The sequence below is a fragment of the Bacillus sp. FCW2 genome (genome assembly GCF_021228595.1).
In the GTDB taxonomy this organism is placed as follows: domain Bacteria; phylum Bacillota; class Bacilli; order Bacillales; family Bacillaceae; genus Bacillus; species Bacillus velezensis.
Genome location: NZ_CP089436.1, coordinates 150,807 through 170,804, shown reverse-complemented (window position 1 = coordinate 170,804; position 19,998 = coordinate 150,807). Strand labels below are relative to the sequence as shown.

The 19,998-nt window shown below is 47.6% G+C and carries 22 protein-coding genes and 1 pseudogene; 14 read left to right on the top strand and 9 right to left on the bottom strand.

The window, feature by feature from the left end:
* Nucleotides 1-92: 92 nt before the first annotated feature.
* From K3G25_RS00920 to K3G25_RS00910, 3 genes are read left to right on the top strand one after another with little or no spacing between them, the layout of a single operon-like run.
* Complete coding sequence (locus tag K3G25_RS00920; RefSeq protein ID WP_007409181.1) at nt 93-293, top strand: DUF3311 domain-containing protein; 201 nt, start codon at nt 93-95, stop codon at nt 291-293.
* Nucleotides 290-1,759 (top strand): sodium:solute symporter family protein, encoded by a 1,470-nt coding sequence (locus K3G25_RS00915; protein ID WP_232489529.1) that lies wholly within the window; start codon nt 290-292, stop codon nt 1,757-1,759. Before K3G25_RS00920 ends, K3G25_RS00915 begins: the two co-directional genes overlap by 4 nt.
* Nucleotides 1,760-1,800: 41 nt before the next feature.
* A complete protein-coding gene (locus tag K3G25_RS00910) occupies nt 1,801-2,118 on the top strand; it encodes a YbjQ family protein (protein ID WP_003155166.1) in 318 nt (105 codons plus the stop codon).
* 31 nt (nt 2,119-2,149) lie between these two features.
* Here the strand turns inward: K3G25_RS00910 and K3G25_RS00905 are convergent, their stop codons facing one another.
* Entirely contained in the window at nt 2,150-2,419 is a 270-nt protein-coding gene (locus K3G25_RS00905) for an excalibur calcium-binding domain-containing protein (RefSeq protein ID WP_003155168.1), read from the bottom strand.
* 195 nt (nt 2,420-2,614) lie between these two features.
* Between K3G25_RS00905 and K3G25_RS00900 the strand changes: the two genes are divergently transcribed.
* On the top strand, nt 2,615-3,325 hold the full coding sequence (locus K3G25_RS00900) for a YrpD family protein (RefSeq protein ID WP_021494945.1): 711 nt from the start codon (nt 2,615-2,617) through the stop codon (nt 3,323-3,325).
* A gap of 228 nt (nt 3,326-3,553) precedes the next feature.
* Here the strand turns inward: K3G25_RS00900 and K3G25_RS00895 are convergent, their stop codons facing one another.
* The 4 genes from K3G25_RS00895 to K3G25_RS00880 form a co-directional block, all read right to left on the bottom strand.
* Complete coding sequence (locus K3G25_RS00895) at nt 3,554-4,063, bottom strand: MepB family protein (RefSeq protein WP_014417357.1); 510 nt, start codon at nt 4,061-4,063, stop codon at nt 3,554-3,556.
* Nucleotides 4,064-4,185: 122 nt separating this feature from the next.
* Nucleotides 4,186-4,557 (bottom strand): iron chaperone, encoded by a 372-nt coding sequence (locus K3G25_RS00890; protein WP_017417402.1) that lies wholly within the window; start codon nt 4,555-4,557, stop codon nt 4,186-4,188.
* Between the two features lie 26 nt (nt 4,558-4,583).
* Nucleotides 4,584-4,952: an iron chaperone gene (locus K3G25_RS00885; protein ID WP_012117235.1), complete on the bottom strand. Its 369-nt coding sequence runs from the start codon at nt 4,950-4,952 to the stop codon at nt 4,584-4,586.
* Nucleotides 4,953-5,097: 145 nt separating this feature from the next.
* A complete protein-coding gene (locus K3G25_RS00880) occupies nt 5,098-5,676 on the bottom strand; it encodes a competence transcription factor ComK (protein ID WP_003155179.1) in 579 nt (192 codons plus the stop codon).
* Nucleotides 5,677-5,991: 315 nt separating this feature from the next.
* Between K3G25_RS00880 and K3G25_RS00875 the strand changes: the two genes are divergently transcribed.
* Nucleotides 5,992-6,225: an IDEAL domain-containing protein gene (locus tag K3G25_RS00875; RefSeq protein WP_007610478.1), complete on the top strand. Its 234-nt coding sequence runs from the start codon at nt 5,992-5,994 to the stop codon at nt 6,223-6,225.
* A 30-nt stretch (nt 6,226-6,255) separates the two neighbouring features.
* On the opposite strand, the gene K3G25_RS00870 is transcribed toward K3G25_RS00875, so the two are convergent.
* On the bottom strand, nt 6,256-7,113 hold the full coding sequence (locus tag K3G25_RS00870) for an SDR family oxidoreductase (protein ID WP_007610477.1): 858 nt from the start codon (nt 7,111-7,113) through the stop codon (nt 6,256-6,258).
* Between the two features lie 124 nt (nt 7,114-7,237).
* On the opposite strand from K3G25_RS00870, the gene K3G25_RS00865 reads away from it, so the two are divergent.
* From K3G25_RS00865 to K3G25_RS00840, 7 genes and pseudogenes are all read left to right on the top strand, one after another.
* The gene (locus K3G25_RS00865) at nt 7,238-8,761 is read left to right on the top strand and encodes an FAD-dependent oxidoreductase (RefSeq protein WP_014417355.1); all 1,524 of its coding nucleotides are present in this window, start codon (nt 7,238-7,240) and stop codon (nt 8,759-8,761) included.
* A pseudogene (locus tag K3G25_RS20830) lies at nt 8,758-9,417 on the top strand (protoglobin domain-containing protein); the annotation flags it as partial. The gene K3G25_RS00865 and the pseudogene K3G25_RS20830, both read left to right, overlap by 4 nt.
* Before the next feature lie 243 nt (nt 9,418-9,660).
* Nucleotides 9,661-10,176 (top strand): methyl-accepting chemotaxis protein, encoded by a 516-nt coding sequence (locus K3G25_RS20825; RefSeq protein WP_369719112.1) that lies wholly within the window; start codon nt 9,661-9,663, stop codon nt 10,174-10,176.
* Between the two features lie 130 nt (nt 10,177-10,306).
* On the top strand, nt 10,307-10,864 hold the full coding sequence (locus K3G25_RS00855) for a biotin transporter BioY (RefSeq protein ID WP_014304743.1): 558 nt from the start codon (nt 10,307-10,309) through the stop codon (nt 10,862-10,864).
* A gap of 11 nt (nt 10,865-10,875) precedes the next feature.
* Entirely contained in the window at nt 10,876-12,312 is a 1,437-nt protein-coding gene (locus K3G25_RS00850) for an acyl-CoA synthetase (RefSeq protein WP_232489528.1), read from the top strand.
* Nucleotides 12,300-13,388, top strand: a complete 1,089-nt coding sequence (locus K3G25_RS00845) for an acetyl-CoA C-acyltransferase (RefSeq protein ID WP_232489527.1) — start codon at nt 12,300-12,302, stop codon at nt 13,386-13,388. The genes K3G25_RS00850 and K3G25_RS00845 overlap by 13 nt, the downstream gene beginning before the upstream one ends.
* 50 nt (nt 13,389-13,438) lie before the next feature.
* A complete protein-coding gene (locus tag K3G25_RS00840; protein ID WP_129091242.1) occupies nt 13,439-14,014 on the top strand; it encodes a histidine phosphatase family protein in 576 nt (191 codons plus the stop codon).
* A 15-nt stretch (nt 14,015-14,029) separates the two neighbouring features.
* Here the strand turns inward: K3G25_RS00840 and K3G25_RS00835 are convergent, their stop codons facing one another.
* Nucleotides 14,030-14,908 (bottom strand): ABC transporter substrate-binding protein, encoded by an 879-nt coding sequence (locus tag K3G25_RS00835; RefSeq protein WP_154817814.1) that lies wholly within the window; start codon nt 14,906-14,908, stop codon nt 14,030-14,032.
* Between the two features lie 489 nt (nt 14,909-15,397).
* Between K3G25_RS00835 and K3G25_RS00830 the strand changes: the two genes are divergently transcribed.
* A complete protein-coding gene (locus K3G25_RS00830) occupies nt 15,398-16,546 on the top strand; it encodes a S8 family peptidase (protein ID WP_061862038.1) in 1,149 nt (382 codons plus the stop codon).
* Nucleotides 16,547-16,590: 44 nt separating this feature from the next.
* Here K3G25_RS00830 and K3G25_RS00825 read toward each other — a convergent pair whose 3' ends face one another.
* A complete protein-coding gene (locus K3G25_RS00825) occupies nt 16,591-17,841 on the bottom strand; it encodes a M48 family metallopeptidase (protein ID WP_003155197.1) in 1,251 nt (416 codons plus the stop codon).
* A gap of 154 nt (nt 17,842-17,995) precedes the next feature.
* Between K3G25_RS00825 and K3G25_RS00820 the strand changes: the two genes are divergently transcribed.
* A complete protein-coding gene (locus K3G25_RS00820) occupies nt 17,996-18,391 on the top strand; it encodes a YhfM domain-containing protein (RefSeq protein WP_007409201.1) in 396 nt (131 codons plus the stop codon).
* Nucleotides 18,392-18,439: 48 nt separating this feature from the next.
* On the opposite strand, the gene K3G25_RS00815 is transcribed toward K3G25_RS00820, so the two are convergent.
* The gene (locus K3G25_RS00815; protein WP_007409202.1) at nt 18,440-19,981 is read right to left on the bottom strand and encodes a fatty acid--CoA ligase family protein; all 1,542 of its coding nucleotides are present in this window, start codon (nt 19,979-19,981) and stop codon (nt 18,440-18,442) included.
* Nucleotides 19,982-19,998: the final 17 nt, after the last annotated feature.

Below are 19,998 nucleotides of genomic sequence, written 5' to 3'. Positions count from 1 at the left end.
AGCTGATAAATTTCAGACTATTCACACTATACATTCGACATGATTTTCTTTATAATCGGGACACGCTGTTTTCAATGAAAAGGAGGAATGTTATGAAACTGATTCATGTTCTCGCCGCCCTGCCCTTTTTCGGAATTCTCGCCGGCATTCCATTTGCCAACCGGGTGACGCCTTATGTTTTCGGAATGCCTTTCATTCTCGCGTATGTCGTCATCTGGGCGGTGCTGACTTCCGTTCTGATGGCCGCCGTTTACAAATTGGACAAAGAAAACAAGGCGGGTGAGGCGGAATGAACGCAGCATTTCCCGTAATGGCCGCCGTGCTCCTGTTTTGTGTATATCTCGGAATCCGGGCCCGAAAAGGAAAAAATATGGACCTTGAACAATGGACAGTGGGCGGACGCGGCTTCGGCACGATGTTTGTCTTTTTATTAATGGCGGGAGAAATATACACGACCTTTACATTCCTCGGCGGAAGCGGATGGGCTTACGGAAAAGGAGGCCCCGCCTTTTATATTATCGCGTACGGCTGCCTTGCCTACATTTTGTCATATTGGCTTCTGCCAGCCGTGTGGACTTACGCCAAACAACACAAACTGATGTCGCAATCAGATTTTTTTATTTCAAAATACAACAGCCCGCTCCTCGGCATTCTCGTATCGCTCGTCGGCATCGCATCCCTCATCCCCTATCTCGTCCTGCAGCTGAAAGGGCTCGGATTAATTGTTTCAACAACGTCATACGGACAGATTCCGCCCTCAGCCGCTGTCTGGATCGGCGCTGTCTCCATCACGATTTATGTGATGATATCAGGAATCCACGGTTCAGCGTGGATATCCGTCGTTAAAGATATCATGATTTTAGGCATCGTCCTGTATTTAGGCATTTATTTGCCCATTCATTACTATGGCGGGTTTACGGAGATGTTCAAACAAATTGACGCCGCAAAACCCGGTTTTCTCACGCTGCCGGAAACCGGACAGAGCGTTTCCTGGTTCAGCTCAACAGTTTTGCTGACCGCTCTCGGCTTTTATATGTGGCCCCATACATTTGCCGCTTCCTATTCGGCGGAGCATCCGCGGGTGTTTCGGAAAAACGCAATCATCATGCCTCTTTATCAGCTCGTCCTGCTGTTTGTCATCTTTACCGGATTTGCGGCGATTCTGCAGGTGCCCGGTTTAAAAGGGGCGGACACGGATCTCGCCTTATTAAAGCTGTCTGTGAAAACCTTTGATCCCTGGTTTGTCGGACTGATCGGATCGGCGGGCATTCTGACGGCGCTTGTACCCGGTTCAATGATATTAATGGCCTCAAGCACGCTGTTCGCCAAAAATGTGTACAAAGCCATTCTGCCCGGCACGACTGACGAAAAAGTCTCACGGCTCGCAAAATACGCCGTACCCGTCATCGCGCTGATATCCGTATATTTTACGCTGAAAGGCGGAAATACCATCGTCACCTTGCTTTTAATGGGCTACAGCCTTGTCACCCAGCTTTTCCCCGCCCTCTTATTCAGCCTGCCGAAGCGGCGTTTCATCACAAGCCACGGCGCTTTTGCCGGCATAACGGCCGGGGTCGGAACGGTGGCCTTCATTACGCTGACCGAATCAACCATCGGAACCCTCTTTCCGTTTCTTCCGCAGATCGTTAAGGATATGAATACAGGCATCATCGCGCTGGTTCTGAACATTGCCGTCATGTTTGCAGTCAGCGCCGCAGTCAGAAAAAAACAAATCAGCGCAGCCGAAAAGGCGGCTTAAATGGTAAGATAGCGGTAAGATACACGAAAGGGGAAAAACGCATGATCATGACAACGACCGAAACTGTCGCCGGAAAACAGATTACGGAAGTGAAAGGCTTGGTGACAAGCAGTATTGTCCAGTCCAGACACATCGGCAAAGACTTGCTTGCAGGCTTAAAATCTGTCGTCGGCGGCGAATTGAAAAGCTATACTGAAATGCTGGAAGACTCCAAAAAAGCGGTGAAAGAGCGCCTGATCAGAGAGGCGGAGCAGCTCGGAGCGAACGCCATCGTCGGCCTGCGGTTCGAACTGACCGCAGGACAGAACACATCCGAATTAATCGGATACGGAACCGCCGTCACCGCCGAATCCATTTAAAAAAACAAGCCTCTTTAAAGAGGCTTGTTTTTTATTTCTCACATGCGATATAGTCTTTATCTCGGTCAAGTCTTTTATTTGCATTGTAAAGCGCTTTTGATACATACGGCTTGTACTTTGTTCTGCCGCCCTTGTTTTTCACTTTCGACGATTTGGCCACGCCGCCCTTATACACCTTATTCAGCGCCTTGCAGTTTTGATACGTTTTTACCTTTGTTTTCGCTTCTGCCGTCTGCCCCGCTCCGTATGAACAACCGAACACCAGACCGAAAGACAAAAGCACAGCTGCCGTCTTTTTCATTTCTATCCTATCCCCTTTCCTGAATCATGCTGTATTGCTGAACATATCATAGTTCAAATAATCTCCATTTACAAGATAAATAGGAAAATAGTTTTGATTTACGTCCGCCCGTATATCTTTTATGGAATTTTTCCCAAAACCTTTTATAATATGAATTGATAGCGCTATCTGACTATGATGATAGGAGGAGAAATGATGATGAAAAAAGGGCTTCTTGCGGGTGTTCTCACTACAGCCGTTCTATTCGGCGCATGTACGGCGGATATTCCGGGGGTGATCAGTCCCAATACGGCGGAAGCGGCGTCCCAGCTCAGCAAAGGAATCGGCGGAAGGGCCTACCTGAACAGCACGGGCTCAGTTCTCGTCACGAAAATTCAGCTTCCAAGCTCGATTCAGGTGTCAAATGGGACAGCCTATATTTACTCAGGATTTACCGGAGGCACAGAGGCTGATATCGGGCTTCAGTACAGTGACACCTATCATGTATGGAAACCGATCATGAAAGTCGGTTCAAAGGGGCAAGGCCAGGTCCGGTATCTGGAAGGAGAAAGCCAATTCACCTATACGAAAGGCTTCCGGCCCGGCAGCACCGTACAGCTGACCATTTACAAAAATCTGAACGGCAATACCCGCGCCACATATTGGGGCACGAATAATGACGGATACACCGGCCGCATCATCTCAGAACTCGCCCAAACAAATGTAGGCTCTGTCTCAAAATGGAAAGCGCTCGCCACCGTCGCGGTCACATCAGAGGATCAGCGCCCTTACATCAAATCAAACTTCTCAACAGCCTTTACGAACATCTCGATCGACAATAAAGCAGTCACCCCTGTGATTGATACACAGGATTTTGCCAAATTGACAGTGTCAGGCAGCAGCGTCAGCATGTCTGTCGTCAAATAAAGAATGTTGAACGCACGATTTCTGACATCGTGCGTTTCGTGAGGGTCTGCCGGATACGCAAATCCCTTATTTTTTGGATTACGTTTAATAAACAAACTCTGTTACATTCAAAATGTCGATTTCTATATAACAATTAGAGGAACCTCATTTGTTGAGGTTCCCCGTTATTCTCCAACTCACGCACCGGTTAACTTCACATACTGTCAGCCGGCTCAGGGCTGTGCAATTTTAGTTAGAATATAGCTTTAACAGGTCTTGTGCTGGAAAACGATCTGCATCGTTCGCCTCAACAAAATATGCCAACTGCCATTTTTGTGTTTTGATAGCTTGTTTGCTAGTGGGATTTTCCCATTTAGGGTAAACTCTAATTGCCATTTTTCCTTTTGCAGCGGCTGTTTTAAGGATATTTTGCTTTACAAGAACTTCTTTTGGAAAAACAAATTGTCCAAAATGATTATTACCGGCAAAAGTATTGATAACCAATAAATCAGCAGCTTTTTCATATGAAAAGGCTTGGTTTTTACCATCTCCATCTTTTTCCCAAAAAGCAACAAACTGTCCTATCTTGTTAGGCGTTATTTTTGCGACTCTGAATCGAACTGATTTTGAATGCAGTTGAAACATACCGGCCCCATACTCTGAATTTTGAGCTTCTTCTTGAATATCATGTATCGTTAAGTGATTTGGTTCATAAAAAATTTTATTTACATGTGTTAACGCCTTATAAAATTCATTCACTGCTTCGTACTCCTTATTTTTTATAGTACGTCATCCATTGCTTCTTGATTAAAATGGGCTGATCATGTGTTTCCAATAAAAAAACAGCCCTCCTCAGGGTTGTTTTTTTAACATTTCTTTCATTATTTCCGCCAAAATGCTGAGCAGTCCGCCTTATCCTGAATATTGAATTGAATCATGCGTTCAAGCAGATCATAATGCACTGGTTCAGTCCATTGAATTCTGAACAAACGGGAAGTAGCGCTGTAGCCGGCACGGGCAATGTCGTCGGCAAAATGCGCAATTCCCGCTTCTTCGGGGGAAACACTTACATGATGCTTTGCTGCCGCAAAGCCGATAATAAAGGTGCCGTGATCCGTAAACATCGGCGTGTTCCACTTGATCTGCGCTTCTAAGTTCGGAAATCGGTCAGCCGTCCACGACAGGATTTCCTCCATTCGCAGACGATGATCAGGGCTGTCGATACTTGATAAATAGTCTTTGAAAACGTCCATGTCTTCCTCCTTCAACATCACGTCCGCTAGCGCCAAAACCCCGGATTTTCAGCTTTTTCCTTGATGTTAAATTCGATGATCTTCTTAAGCAGATCATAGTGCACCGGATCAGTCCATCGAATTCTGAACAGGCGCGAAGAAGCGCTGTACCCGGCCTGGGCGATGTCATCGGCAAAATGCTCCATCGTCTCTTTTTCAGGTAAAATGCTCAAATGATTTTTTGCCGCGGCAAACATAATGATATAGGTGCCGTGATCGGTAAATGTCGGTTTGTTCCACTTGATCTGCGCTTCTAAGTTCGGAAATTGGCCAGCCGTCCACGACAAAATTTCCTCTGCTTTGAGACGGTGATCCGGGTTATCGATTCCTGATACATATTTTGCAAACACATCCATGCCCATCTCTCCTAAAATGAAAAATCATTACTCTTTACATCATCATAGCCAACAGACGGACACGATACAACTCTATACCGGCATGTAAATCGAAAAAAGCCCTCCCCAAAAGGAGAGGACCCGTCCCTTCACATCACAGCTCTCTCTAATATCTCTCCCCCAGCTCCCGCAAAATAAAGTCGTAGATCATTCTTGTCCGCTCTTCTTTCGGATACAGCATGAATTCCTGCCGCTTCGGGATATGACTGCCCATCCTGTCCTGAAAAGTGGTTCTGAGATAGGCGGTTCTGTAAACCTGATTTTCAAAAGAATGATAGGATACTTCCAGTTCCATCGTTTTGCCGTTTGAGAACGTGACCGCTGTGTCATCAAATGCCGTCGGTTGAAAATCTTTAACGTGCACATGCGATATCCAGCCGCATTGAGGCCTTGCAGAAGAAAGTGTAGGGAATAAAAAGATGTGATTTGAAGGGTCCACCATAATCGGCGGCTTGTGAGAAATTTTAATCGCTTCATATGTTCCCGCTTTTCTCCCGGCATAGCTGGAGCCAAAGTAGCGGCAGCTTCTGTCGATGATGTGAATCGGCTTCATGCTGACATACAGAATGCAGTCTTTTTCAATGACCTTCGACCCCATTTTACCGTCTATTTCCTCAGGCAAAACAGCGATGGTTGAACGATTTACTTCGTAGCTTTCTAAGGGTGCGTGTGTTTTCTGGCACATGATGTGCATCCTCCAATCCTTTTCTTGAAAATTTATACTAATAATCTATCATCTGTCATTGGAAAACGACAGGTTTTTTTCGAATATAGCTAAAAATCACCTTTTAAAGATGTAATTTAGTCTTAAATTACTATTTAAATATTATTTTTCTTTTTCGTTTCACCTCATTTATACAATGATCATTTACGTTTTTTCGTCAATTTGCAGGATATGTCGATATATTTCCAAGTATTAGTTGTCTAAAGATTATAAAAATTAATTGATTTTTCCGGCCGTTATCCATATACTATAAAAAAGGCATTGGGGGGATTCTTTATGAAAGAGAAAAAGTCGTACACTGAGCTCATGAAGTCCCGCAACACGCAAAAAGCAAACGAATTCGATGTGACAATGGCCGATATTTACATTCAAATGGTGCTTGATGAATCCTTGTATAAACGCCGGATCGCCATGCTGACAATGCAGATTAATAAGGCGCTTGATGATAAAAATAAAGAAGCGTTCCTCACGCTTTCAAAAGAATATGCCGCACTCAAACAGAGTGAATAAGCCAATCCATATGGATTGGCTTTTTTCACATTATCCGTTTACGATGGTGCCGCCGTTCACATGAATCGTCTGGCCCGTGACATATGAAGAATCATCGCTTGCTAAGTACAAATAGCTCGGCGCCACTTCAACAGGCTCTCCCGGGCGCTGCATCGGCACATCTGAGCCGAAGACTTCCACTTCCTTCGCCGAGAAGCTCGCCGGGATCAGCGGCGTCCAGATCGGCCCCGGCGCCACTGCGTTTACCCTGATGCCCTGAGTGACAAGAGATTGGGAAAGAGATCTTGTAAACGTGACGATCGCCCCTTTTGTCGCTGAATAGTCAATCAATGTTTTGTGGCCTTTATAGGCGGTAATGGAGGCCGTATTAATGATTGAACTTCCTTTTTTCAGGTGAGGGAGCGCGGCTTTCGTTAAGTAAAACATTGAAAAAATATTCGTCTGAAACGTTCTGATGAGCTGGTGGCTCGTGATTTTCTCAATCCCCGGCTGCACGTGCTGCTCACCCGCGTTGTTGACCAGGATGTCAATGGAAGGAAAGGCTTGGCCCGCCTGGCGGATGACATCGTTGCAGAAGGCTTCGTCGCCGACATCCCCTGCGATCAGCAGACACTTCGCCCCCTCTTTTTCTACATATTGCTTCGTCTCTTCGGCATCCTGATGCTCATCAAAGTAAACGATGACCACATTAGCGCCTTCCTTCGCGAATAAAACGGATACGGCGCGGCCGATCCCGCTGTCTCCGCCCGTGATGATCGCCGTTTTCCCTTCAAGTTTTTTCGCCGCTTTCGGTTTGTCAAAAACGGGGCGCGGGTCCATTACATATTCAAAGCCCGGCTGCCGGTTTTGATGCTGCGGCGGCAAGGTTTTCTTCTTCTGATTAGCCATTTTGATCACTCCTTTACATTAATTACTATATTATGAGTAATTTGAGCAACTTATACGAATTTCATGTATGAACAGAGTCTTATTGGAAAAATTAAGAATATACAACAGAGGAGGTAAATCTGAATTGACTACTTTTTCAAACGAGGAACCGGCTTCCTATTGGAAAGCAACAGCTGACATTCCTTCCTTTCCCGCCCTCACTGAAGATACGGAATGTGACGTTGCGGTTATCGGCGGAGGAATTACGGGCCTGACAACGGCATACGAACTGACGAAAAGAGGTTTCCGTGTCGCTGTCATTGAAGCAGACCGGATTTTAAACGGGACGACCGCGGGCACGACCGCAAAAATCACCGCCCAGCATGATTTCATCTATGCCGATCTTATTCAGCAAATCGGACAGACCAGCGCAAGGCTGTATTTCGAAGCCCATCTCCGCGCCATGGAAGACATGAAGCAGATCATCAAGGACCTTTCGATTGACTGCAGACTGATTGAACAAGACGCATATCTTTACACCAATACAGAATCAGGCGCCAAAAAAATCCGCAGTGAGCAGGAAGCTTATACCAAGCTCGGTATTGAACACGAGCTTGTGAAAGAACTTCCCGTCCCCGTTGATTGCAGGCTCGGCCTCGCCATGAAGAATCAGGCGCAATTCCATCCGCTTTTATATGGCGCGGCGCTCGTCAAAGAGATCGTTAAAAACGGGGCGCGGATTTTTGAACAGACGGCTGCGATCGACATAAAAAAAGAACCGCAGCCGGAAGTGGTCACGAAAAACAGACACGGCATCAAGTGCAGCTACATTGTCTGCTCTTCCCACTTTCCTTTTTATGACGGAGGCGGGCTTTACGCCGCCAGAATGTATGCCAGCAGATCCTACGTACTCGCGGTAAAACCGAAACAAGCGTATCCGGACGGGATGTATCTCAGCATAGACAAGCCGTCCAGATCACTGCGATACACCGATTTGAACGGTGAAAAACTGGTTCTTGTCGGCGGCGAAAGCCACAAAACAGGCCAAGGAAAAGAAATGTCCGAGCATTACGAAGCACTGAAACAATTTGCGGAAGACACAATCGGAGTTGAAAGCATCCCATATCATTGGTCTGCACAAGACCTTGTCACCATTGACAAAATTCCGTTCATCGGTCCCATCTCGGGCGATGAAGAACATATTTTGGCGGCGACCGGTTTTAAAAAATGGGGTATGACAAGCTCAGCGCTCGCCGCGAAGCTTTTGGCTGATCATATTCAAAACAAAAAGAACCCGTTTTCCGGCCTGTTTATTCCGTCACGCTTCCACGCAGATCCGGGACTGAAAAAACTGATTTCTTATAATGCCGACGTGGCCAAACACCTTATCTCGGGCAAACTTGAGAGGCCGGACGCTTCACCTGAGACTCTTCGGCCCGGGGAGGGAAAAATCGTAACGGTAAACGGCAAACGGGCCGGCGCCTATAAAGATGAAAAAGGCTGTCTGCATCTTGTCGATACGACATGCACCCATTTGGGCTGTGAGGTCGAATGGAATGACGGCGAACGGACGTGGGACTGTCCTTGTCACGGGTCCCGGTTCACACCTGACGGCGGGGTTGCCGAAGGTCCCGCCATCAAGCCGCTGAAGCGCCTCAGCCAAGATTGACTAAACCATTCTGTACGAATGGTTTTATTTTTTTCCGCATTAAAATATTTTTATCAGATTCCTTCATTCAAGTTCCTTCCATACCGATAAAAAGAAAAAGAGAATATCTGGGGGAACTTATATTGTTATTTAAAAAAGACCGCAAAAAAGAAACAGCTTATTTTTCAGAAGCCGATGAAAAAAAACGCATCGCGCTTTCAAATCAATATGCAGATGTCCAAAAACAGCTGAAAATGGTTAGGCTCGGAAACGAAGAACTTCATGTGCTTGAAGAGCTGCAGCCATTAATTAAAGAACATATCTCAACAATCGTCGATTCCTTTTACCGAAACCTGGATCACGAAAAGTCATTAATGACGATCATTAACGACCACAGCACGGTGGAGCGCCTGAAAAAAACATTACGGCGTCATATCCATGAGATGTTCGCCGGCACGATTGATGATGAATTCATCGAAAAAAGACAGCGCATCGCTTCCATCCACTTGCGGATCGGCCTTGAACCGAAATGGTATATGGGAGCGTTTCAGGATCTGCTTCTGTCGATGATGAACATATATGAAGCAGCAATTCCGGATTTGCATGAGCTTTTAAAAGCGATCAAAGCGACGACGAAAATATTGAATCTTGAACAGCAGCTCGTCCTTGAAGCATTCCAGACTGAATATAACTGCCAGCGTGACGAACAAGAGGAAAAGAAAGCCCGTCTTCATCAAAAAATCCAGGAAACATCAGGATCACTCGCTGATTTGTTTTCAGAAACGAGCAGAGCCGTGCAGGAGCTGGTCGATAAATCCGAGGGCATTTCCGAGGCGTCAAAAGCCGGCACCGTCACTTCCGTACATGTCGAAGAAAAATCAATCGGCGGGAAAAAAGAGCTTGAAAGCCAGCAGAAGCAGATGAATAAAATCGACGCCAGCCTTCTGCAGATTGAAGAAGAAATGGACAAGCTGAATGACATCGCCCAGCAGATCGAAAAAATCTTCGGCATCGTGACGGGGATCGCCGAGCAAACGAATCTCCTGTCACTCAACGCTTCAATAGAATCCGCGAGAGCCGGGGAGCACGGCAAAGGGTTCGCCGTTGTGGCGACGGAGGTAAGAAAGCTTTCAGAGGATACGAAAAAAACCGTTTCCACCGTATCAGAGCTCGTGAACAATACCAATACACAAATCAACATCGTGTCCAAACATATTAAAGATGTCAACGGACTTGTAAGTGAAACGAAAGAAAAAATGACGCAGATCAACCGTCTGTTTGATGACATCGTCCAAAGCATGAAAACGAGCAAAGACCAGACAGGCAAAATCGACGTTGATTTGCAGGCCTTTCTCGGCGGTCTTCAAGAAGTCAGCCGCGCCGTTTCCCACGTTGCATCATCCGTTGATTCACTTGTTATCCTTACAGAAGAATAAAGATAAACCGACCGGCCTTTTTCATAAAGGGCCGGTCTTTTTAATGTTAACTTAAAATATAATAGAGTTGACATATATAAAGACTCGCTTTATTGTATAAACATATTTTGATAAGCTGGAGGAATACATAATGAAATTGACAGAAATGATGCATATTGCCGTGTTTACCGCCATTATGGGACTTTTGGGGCTGCTCCCGCCGCTTTTCTTATCCTTTACGCCGGTTCCGATTACGCTCCAGACGATCGGTGTGCTCTTATCGGGAAGCATCCTAAAACCGAAAGCGGCGTTTTTAAGCCAATTGCTTTTTTTGCTGATTGTGGCATGCGGAGCGCCTCTCCTTTCAGGCGGCAGAGGCGGGTTCGGGGTTTTTTTCGGGCCGAGCGCCGGATATCTCATCGCATATCCGCTGGCGGCATTACTTCTGAGCCTCAGCATCCAAGGCCTTCGCTCAGCTGCTGTCCCCCATTTGTTTATCAGACAGTTCTTGTTCGGCGTGCTGTTTTTGTATGTCATCGGCATTCCCGTTCAGGCTTTTATAATGCACATTGATATCTTGACTGCCGTAAAGCTCAGCCTCATCTATGTGCCCGGAGATCTGCTTAAAGCGGCCGCAGCCTCATTCGCAGCCGTAAGAATCAGAAAAACTCTTCAAGCAAGCCGGCTTTTGCCGACGAAAGGAAGCTGATTTTAGTCATCATGATTACATCATCATATTCAGATACAGCCGGACAAGCGCCGGAACAGATCGCAATTCAGACAGAAACAGAACAGATCAACTATCAAACTTGGAACAGGCTGGTAAACCAAACCGCAAACTGGCTTGGCAGCCTTATAGATAAGCCCGAAAACATTGCAATATTACTGCCGAACGGCATCCCATTTTTACAACTTTTCGCAGGCGCGGCGCATGCCGGCTGCACGGCGGTTCCGTTAGATCCCCGCTCGGCAGCGGCGGAACTCGCGGACCAGCTGCACATCAGCAAAACCGACCTCGTCATCTGTGACCGCCGGCTGAGCGGCAGACTGGACGGCGTCAAAACGCCTGTCATCCTGTGGGATGAATGCAGGCCTTTGATCGAGGCGGAAAAAACGGAAGGCGCTTTTATCGAAAACGCCGGCCTGCCCTTTTATACCGGATTCACCTCGGGATCGACCGGTAAGCCGAAAGCCTTCACCCGCTCTCACCGTTCGTGGCTGGAGAGCTTTTCTTGTACGAAACGTGAATTCGGCATTTCCCCTGATGACAAAGTGCTGGTACCGGGCACGCTTCGCTCGTCACACTTTTTATACGGCGCCGTCAGCACTTTGTTTATCGGCGGAACCGTCATCCTTCAAAGAAAATTCAATCCGGCCGGAATGAAAGACCGGCTCAGACAAGCTGACGTTCTATATACCGTGCCGACAATGACGGATGCCCTGCTCTCACTAGAGGCGTTTCCGGATACACCGCTCAAGGTGGTTTCTTCCGGTGCAGACTGGCCCGCTTCGTCAAAACAAGCGCTGTCAGAGCGCTATCCCCATTTGCGGTTGTACGATTTTTACGGAACGTCTGAGCTGAGTTTCGTGGCGTTCTTATCGCCTGAAGACAGCGCCCGAAAGCCTGACGCGGCGGGCCGCCCGTTTGAAAATGTTACAATCGAAATCCGCCGCCCCGGAGGAGAACGCTGCATGCCGGGCGAAACGGGGAAGATTTTTGTGAACAGCCCGATGAAATTTTCCGGATACATCAACGGCGCAAAAACTGATGATTCCGGCTGGATGACGGTTGATGACATGGGATATATCGATCGTGAAGGCTATCTTTATATCGAAGGACGTGAAAACGGGATGATCGTATCAGGCGGCCTGAATGTATTCCCTGAAGAGATAGAACGTGTGCTCAACCGCTGTCCGGGCGTCAGAAAAGCGGCAGTCATCGGCATTCCTGATGATTATTGGGGCAGCATCGCCGTTGCGGTGATCGACGGACATGCAAATGTAAAGGAACTGAAGAAACAGTGCCGCGAGCAGCTGGCGGCATATAAAATCCCGAAAAAGTGGCTGTTTTCAGAAATACCGGAAACAGCCGGCGGAAAGATCGCCCGTGCCGCCGTACAAAAGCAGGCAAAGGACATGATGGAATGGAAGCTGTAATTACGGATGCGAAACGGACGATTTTCGCCCAGGAAAACGGCCTGTTAAAAGACTGTCTCCCAGAAGATTTGGCAGCTCCGCTGATTCGCCATTTGAGCCGAAACATGCCCGAAGACATTGATGAAGTCCTGATCGGAAACGCGACGGGCCGCGGCGGGAATCTCGCCCGGCTGTCAGCCTTGGCCGCCGGACTTCCTTTGAGCGTGTCCGGTACGACCATCGACAGACAGTGCGGCTCCGGACTGGACGCCGTGAGGGTCGCGTGCCACTTTGTTAAAGCCGGCGCGGGGAGCATGTACATCGCGGGAGGAGCGGAGAGCAGCAGCCGTTCCCCTTTCTCTTCCCGGGCGCGCTTTTCTCCTGAACACATCGGCGATCCTGATATGGGCATAGCAGCCGAGTATACGGCACAGGCTTACGGCGTAACGAGAAAGATGCAGGACGAATATGCCCTTCTCAGCTATGAACGGAGCGTCAAAGCGAACGAAGACGGCTTATACCGCCGGGAAATTCTTCCCTGTCACGGATTCGCCGCTGACGAAAACATGCTGAAAAAGCGGAACATGGAGCCTCTCATCTCCCGTGCCAAACCCGTCTTTCAGTCCGGAGGCTCTGTCACCGCCGCCAACAGCTGCGGAATTTCTGACGGTGCGGCGGCAGTTTGTGTGATGGAAGAACAAAAAGCGCGGTCTCTCGGTTTAAAGCCAAGATTGCGTTTTATCGGAAGCGCGGTAAGCGGCGTCCATCCGCATTATCCGTCAGCAGCCCCGGTTTATGCCGTCAAAAAGCTTTTGAAGGAACGGAACCTGTCACCGGATGATATTGATATATACGAAATCAACGAGGCGTTTGCCGTCAAAATATGCGTTTTTTCACAGCAGCTTCAAGTGCCGTATTCTAAAATAAATGTCCGGGGCGGCGCTCTGGCCGTCGGGCATCCGTACGGGGCTTCCGGGGCGGCGCTTGTCACCCGTCTTTTTTATGAAGCAAAAAGACGCCCGGCCCGCTACGCAGCAGCAGCGATCGGCAGCGGAGGCGGAGTCGGACTGGCGCTTCTCTTTGAAGTGTTAACGTAACGGCAGTATAATAGATGATATCGATAAAAAATGATCGGAGTGGAGACTTTATGACTGCCGTTTGTTTAGTAAGACATGGAGAGACTGATTGGAATGCCCAAAAGAAGCTTCAAGGCAAATCGGATATTCCGTTAAATGCGACGGGGGAGCGTCAGGCGAAAGAAACAGGAGAGTACTTACAGGGGTCCGAATGGGATGTCATCGTCTCAAGCCCGATGAAACGGGCCAGAAAAACAGCTGACATTATTAACGGGTTTTTGAATCTTCCCATTGTTGTCATGGAAGATTTCAGAGAACGGAGCTACGGTGATGCGGAAGGAATGTCTTTACCGGAACGGTCGAAGCGCTACCCGGATAAAAACTACCCGAATATGGAGACAGCAGAAGAGCTGACAGACAGAATGCTTGCCGGTTTAGTGAAAGTTCAGGAGCGGTTTCCTGAGCAAAAAGTACTGATCGTCGCTCATGGCGCAGCCATTCACGCCCTCTTGTCCGCCATTTCTGACGGTGATACCGACATACAAAACGCAAAGCTTGTCAATGCGTGCCTGAGCAATATCGAACGAATTGAAAATAAGTGGCGCGTCAAAGATTACAATATAAGCAGCCACCTATCAGAATCATAACAAAAAGGCCCGAATTCAGTTTTGGGCCTTTTTGGCGAGCATTTTTTTCTGAAGATCATGTAATATGGCGTCCGCACCGTCAATGCTCCGGCGCTCCGTCCATACCGCCCTGTCCGCGCGGTAAACGTGTCCGTTTTTTACGGCTGTCAGCTGTTTCCAGAGGTGATTTTTTTCGAGTTCTTTCTCACCGTCCAACAGTACGATGTAATCAGGATCGATATGCAAAAGCTGCCCGGGCGTCATTTTGATAGAGTCTGATTTCCCGCCGGAATCCGTCTGGACCGCATATGTAAACCCTGCGAGCGTCAAAAGCCGGGACGTGAAAAACCGGTCATCCTTTACGGAAATGCTGTCATTTGCAGCGTCAATTAATAAAATCGTGCCGCCTTCTGCATCCAGCTTTCTTTTGATGTCATTCAGCTTTTCCTCCTGGGCCGACAATTGTTTCTCTATGATGCCATCTTTACCGACCGCCTTTTCAATAGTAAGGGCAGCGTCAACCGCATCCTGATAATCCGCAGCTTCATTTTGTAAAGCGATTGTCGGAGCGATCTTTGTCAGCTCATGGTATATCCCCCTGTGAAGGCTTGAGTCAGCAATGATGAGATCGGGTTTTAACGAAGTGATCTTTTTCAAATCGGGATGTGACGGGGGTCCGACAGACGGCCTGCCGTCGTTTCGCTCTGCCCGGTCATCCGCCGCAGCCGCCGGCTTTATGCCGAGATCATGGAGGGTATCAATAAAGCCCTCATTCAATACGGCGATGCGATGCGGGTGCGCAGCCACATGCGCCGTCCCTAGATCATGCCTGACGGCGGTTTCATGTTCCTGTTCTGAGCATCCCGTTATGAAGAGAACGGATAAGATCATCAGCATACTGAAAATTGGTTTCATCTGTTCCCCCTCTTTCATTTTTCCGCAATTATATCATTGACAATATAAGTATCAATGATATTCATTATCATTATTTTTATAAAATGGTTTCACAGCTTTTCTCCGTCAAGAAAGCCGAAGACTGATTCATGCCGGCCGCTTTATTTCATTCCGCTTTCGTTTCCATCAGACTTCTGCATTCAACAAAAGGTGACATTTATCCTGTTTTTGCCGCAGCTTCCAAAAATGGAATCAAACCGTTCGACCCAGCAAACAAGAGAGCGATCGCGGCTGTGTACAAATACTCATGTCCTTCCATCGGTTTTTTCCATTAAAATTTAAATATTTCGGGTTCCTATTAAACGAAAGAGAGATGATATACCTAAATAGAAATAAAACAAACTGAAAAAAATTGGGTCTACTAAAATATTATTCCATGCTATACAATTAATCCACAGAATAATCTGTCTATTGGTTGTTCTGCAAATGAAAAAAAGGAGAGGATAAAGAGTGAGAGGCAAAAAGGTATGGATCAGTTTGCTGTTTGCTTTAGCGTTAATCTTTACGATGGCGTTCGGCAGCACGTCTCCTGCCCAGGCGGCAGGGAAATCAAACGGGGAAAAGAAATACATTGTCGGATTTAAACAGACAATGAGCACGATGAGCGCCGCTAAGAAAAAAGATGTCATTTCTGAAAAAGGCGGGAAAGTGCAAAAGCAATTCAAATATGTAGACGCAGCTTCAGCTACATTAAATGAAAAAGCCGTAAAAGAGCTGAAAAAAGACCCTAGCGTCGCTTACGTTGAAGAAGATCACGTTGCACAGGCGTACGCGCAGTCCGTGCCTTACGGCGTATCACAGATTAAAGCCCCTGCTCTGCACTCTCAAGGCTTCACCGGATCAAATGTTAAAGTAGCGGTTATCGACAGCGGTATCGATTCTTCTCATCCTGATTTAAAGGTAGCAGGCGGGGCCAGCATGGTTCCTTCTGAAACAAATCCTTTCCAAGACAACAACTCTCACGGAACTCACGTTGCCGGTACAGTTGCGGCTCTTAATAACTCAGTCGGTGTATTAGGCGTTGCGCCAAGCGCATCTCTTTACGCTGTAAAAGTTCTCGGCGCTGACGGTTCCGGCCAGTACAGCTGGATCATTAACGGAATTGAGTGGGCGATCGCAAACAATATGGACGTTATTAACATGAGCCTCGGCGGACCTTCTGGTTCTGCAGCGTTAAAAGCGGCAGTTGACAAAGCCGTTGCTTCCGGCATCGTAGTCGTAGCGGCAGCCGGTAACGAAGGCACTTCCGGCGGCTCAAGCACAGTGGGCTACCCTGGTAAATACCCTTCTGTCATTGCGGTAGGGGCAGTTAACAGCAGCAACCAAAGAGCATCTTTCTCAAGCGTAGGTTCTGAGCTTGATGTCATGGCACCAGGCGTCTCTATCCAAAGCACGCTTCCTGGAAACAAATACGGCGCGTACAATGGTACGTCAATGGCATCTCCGCACGTTGCCGGAGCGGCTGCTTTGATTCTTTCTAAGCACCCGAACTGGACAAACACTCAAGTCCGCAGCAGTTTAGAAAACACCACTACAAAACTTGGTGATGCTTTCTACTACGGAAAAGGGCTGATCAACGTACAGGCGGCAGCTCAGTAAAACATAAAAAACCGGCGTCGGCCATGGCCCCGCCGGTTTTTTTATTATTTTTCTTCCTCCGCATGTTCAATCCGCTCCATGATCGACGGGTGGCTCCCTCTGAAGATTTTGACGAGAAACGGCGGGTTGACCCGGCTCAGTCCCGTATCGGCCAAGTCCTGAAACGTCTCAATCGCCGCTTCCCGGTTTCCGGTCAGCTCGATGCCGTAACGGTCGGCGGCGTTTTCCTGATACCTGGAGACGGCATTCGTAATCGGATCAGAAGCAAAACTGAGAACGGATATGAGGAGCAATAACAGCGGGAGGGCGGCCAGATCTTCAGGCCCCTTTATATGAAGCATTCGGCCGAAGAATTTGGACAGCCGCTTATAAAGCTTGTCAATGATATAGAACCCGGCTAATGACAGCAGGAGATACCCGGCCAGTCCGATGTACACGTGCTTCATCACATAGTGCCCCATCTCATGCCCCATAATGAACAAAATTTCCCGATCCTTCAGTTTGTTAAGCGTCGTATCCCACAAAACGATTCGCTTATTCGAACCGATTCCCGTCACATACGCATTCAGCGCATTCGTTTTCTCCGACATATTTACTTCATAAACATGGCTGGCCGGAATGTCGGCCTTGTCGGCAAGCGACAAAATTTTGCTTTCCAGCTCCTTGTCTTTCAGCGGATAGAAATCATTGTATAAAGGATCAATCACGACCGGCTGCAGGAAAAACAAAAACAGGGTAAACGGCACAGTAAGACACCAAGCGTAAAACCACCATTTTTTTGTATGCTTTGTGATCAGCCAGTAAAACACAAGCACACACACGGCAAACAGCGGAAAGCTGATCCAGAAATCAATGACATGGTCTCTTATCCAGCTTGCTGCTGTCTGCGTCGAAATATGATACGCAAGCGAAACCCGATATCCGATCCACTCAAGCGGAAGCGAAGCCGCCGTAACGATGAGTGAAATCACAAATACGAAGCTTACGATTTGCAGCACCCGAAAGCGCACCGCTGCTTCCAGCCAATGCTTTATTTTTTTGGCAAGCCCCGTAATGAGCAGCAGAAAAAATAAAAACCAATCTAACGGCGCTCCGATGAAAAATAAAAAATCCTTTACATTTGAAAAGTTTTCAGCGGCTGCCAGGCGGCCCGGGTCCATAAACGAGGACGGATCGGCTTTTGTTCCCTTTACGGCCTCCGGGACGGCGGAGTCTCCTGTCATAAAGAAATACCAATAGAAAAAAAGGCCGTACAGCACATAGGCAAGTCCCGCTGCCGCTATCCATTTGCGCATGGAAGTCTCCCTCCTTAGCCTTATGACTTACTCCTATTGTAAGCATAAATGCAAATAAATAGAACCAAGCCTCCGAAACGGATGTTAATCTTTTCACAACAGAAAAGAATGGAACAACAGGAAGCGGGAAAGACTAAAAGACGGAGTGATGAATATGAAAAAAATAATCGCGTTTATTGTAGTAATCGCCCTTTTGGTTATTGCTTTCTTCTATGTATACAGCCGGACCGGCGATGTGTTTCCATCAAGCAACGCAGATCTGATTATTCTGTCTGAGCACGGAAAAAAAGAAATCAAAATTAAAGACAGGCAGAATGTAAAAGATATGCTCGATATCTTGAACCAAGGAAAACAAGTCAAACTGACCAAAAGCGTGTCTCCCGATTACGACGGAACGGTCAAATACCATGAAGACCGTTTTGATTCATTCAGCATGTGGCTAGAAGGCGGCAATTATATGATGTACAAGTATAAAAACACGTATTACAAACTGACCCGGCATGATACGAAGCTTGTGCAAAGCATCATTAAGGAAGAATCACAGAGCTGACCGGATCAGCATGTAAAAGCGAAGCCCCCCGGCTTCGCTTTTCGTCCGTCATTTCGGAAGCATGTCCCGGACCGCCCGTCTCAGCAGCTTCCCGGTCGCGTTCTTCGGAATTTCATCAAGAAAAACCACTTCCGCCGGCCGTTTATATTTTGCCAAATGTGTTTCACAGTAATCAAAAACCGCCTGCTCTGTCAGCTCACCGTCCCCAGGCACTATATAAGCATGCACCGCTTCCCCCGTTTTGGCGTCAGGAACGCCGATGACCACGGCTTCTTTAATGCCCTCATGGCTGTAGAGCACTTCTTCTACTTCGCGCGGATAGACGTTGTATCCGCCGACGAGAATCATATCTTTTTTTCTGTCGACGATATAAAAATAACCGTCTTCATCGCGTTTCGCCAAATCACCCGTGTACAGCCAGCCGTCTTTCAGCGCGTGCTCCGTCTCCTCGGGCATCTTGTAATAGCCTTTCATCACATTTGGCCCTTTCACGATCAATTCTCCCACTTGATGGTCGGGCAATTCGCGTCCGAGTGTATCGACGACTTTATTTTCGACATGTAAAATATTCGTCCCGATCGAGCCGGGCTTTCTCCCCCGGTCAAACGGATTAAAACAAGTAACCGGCGACGCTTCAGAAAGTCCGTACCCCTCCAGAATGGTGACGTCAAAGGTTTGTTCAAACGTCTGCAACAGAGCGACCGGCATGGAGGCGCCGCCTGAAATGCACAGTCTGACGGACGCAAAATCCTCCGCCTTGCCGTGCTCGTATTGATACAGATAGTTATACATCGTCGGAACGCCGGCAAAAATGGTTGCCTGACGGCTTTTAATCAGTTTAAACACAGAAGCCGGGCTGAATTGCGGCTCGATTAAGACACACGCTCCGCTCATCAGAGGCGCATTCATACAAACGGTTAAACAAAAAACGTGAAACATCGGCAATGCCGCCACAATTTTGTCTTTCTCATTCATTCCTAAGTATCCGGCGACATCATTTGCATTGGAGAAAAGATTCTGATGGGTGAGCATGGCGCCTTTCGGTTTTCCGGTCGTCCCTGAGGTGTATAAAATGACGGCAGTATCATCTTTTGACAATGTCGGATAAGTTCTGCTGCGCTCCGCCGGGCGAAGCATTTTTGTAAACGTTGTCATTTTTAAGCGCAATTGAGGGTCTTCTGTCGATGGAGCGTTCTCTGCTGTCTGGCTGATAATGATATGCTCCAGCAGCGGCAGCGAGCCGTGCAGGCTTTCAAATACGGGAATTAATAGATCGATGCCGGCGATCGCTTTGACATCGCCGTTTTTCAGCATGTATGCGATTTCTGAAGGTGTATATGCCGGATTAACAGGTATGACGACAATTCCCGCTTTTAACGCGCCGAAAAACGCGATAACAAAATCAGGCGTATTTCCGAGCAGCAGCGCGAGATGATCCCCTTTTTTCAGTCCCCTGTCCTCCAAGCCGTTTGCAAATGCTTTGATTTTACCTGCCAGCTCCTCATACGTCATGTACTGATCTTGAAACAGACAAGCTGGTTTTTCCGGTTTCTGCGATGCCGTTTCTTCCAATTTGGAAACCAGATTCATTTTCCCACCCCTTTAAA